Consider the following 1,189-nt stretch of genomic DNA (forward strand, 5'->3'; position numbering starts at 1 on the left):
GGATGCTCTGCACAATTAGCCGGCGGATGTGCTTGCAATGAATCGTCGAGCCAGCGAGCATGTGGCGCATGAAACAAACTGACCTTGGACTGAACTTGTCGACCAAGCGCACCCGCAAGCGCGAATTCCTGGACGAGATGAACCGTGTGGTGCCATGGGCCGATCTGGTGATGCTGATCGCTCCGTACGCCCCGGAAGGCAAGCGCGGCCGTCCCCCGTTCGCGGTCGAGGCAATGCTGCGCATCCACTTCCTTCAGCAATGGTTCGGCCTGTCGGACCCGGCGATGGAAGAAGCGCTGCACGACGTGCCGCTGTATCGGGAGTTCGCCGGGCTGGACAACTGGACGGTGAGGCTGCCCGACGAGAGCACCATCCTGCGGTTCCGTCACCTGCTGGAGAAGCACAAGCTGGCCGCTCAGATCCTCGCGCTGGTCAACGACATCCTTCGCGACAAGGGATTGATGCTGCGCGCGGGCACGGTGGTGGACGCGACACTGATCAGCGCACCGAGTTCGACCAAGAATGGGTCGGGCGAACGCGACCCAGAGATGCACCAGAGCAAGAAAGGAAACCAGTGGTATTTCGGCATGAAAGCGCACATTGGCGTGGACGCCGAAAGCGGGCTGGTGCACACGGTGCGGGGCACGGCGGGCAAGGTCAACGACGTGGTTGAGGGCAACAGCCTGCTGCATGGAGAGGAAACCGACGCGTTCGGCGATGCGGGCTATCAGGGCGTGGAGAAGCGTCCGGACGCGCGGGCGGGCGTGAACTGGCACGTAGCGATGAAGCCAGGCAAACGTCGCGTCCTGGACCAAAGCAAACCACTTGGCGCGCTCGTCGATCAGGTCGAGCGAATCAAGGCGGGCATCCGGGCCAAGGTCGAGCATCCGTTCCGGGTCATCAAGCGGCAGTTCGGCTACACCAAGGTCCGCTATCGAGGGCTGAGGAAGAACACCGCGCAACTCATGACCTTGTTCGCACTGTCCAACTTGTGGATGGCGCGCGGCAAACTGCTGGCTGCCGGGGCATGAGCGCGTTTCTGGCTCACGCCGATGCCTCGCGCGCAGCCCGCGAATGCTGCTTCGCGCGTGCGAGATAGCTTCGCTCCGAGCTGATAGGTTGGCGTCGTGGCGCATTCAGCTTCCTGTTAAACGGCCAAGCACACTCGATTCGCGTTTGTGCAGAGTAT

The 1,189-nt window shown here is 62.3% G+C and carries 1 protein-coding gene; it reads left to right on the plus strand.

The features are described from left to right. The first annotated feature begins 68 nt into the window (after positions 1-68). Entirely contained in the window at positions 69-1,031 is a 963-nt protein-coding gene (locus MKD38_RS30635; protein ID WP_012354594.1) for an IS5 family transposase, read from the plus strand. Positions 1,032-1,189 lie beyond the last annotated feature (158 nt).

The organism is Cupriavidus sp. WGlv3 (assembly GCF_023952475.1).
GTDB lineage: Bacteria > Pseudomonadota > Gammaproteobacteria > Burkholderiales > Burkholderiaceae > Cupriavidus > Cupriavidus phytorum.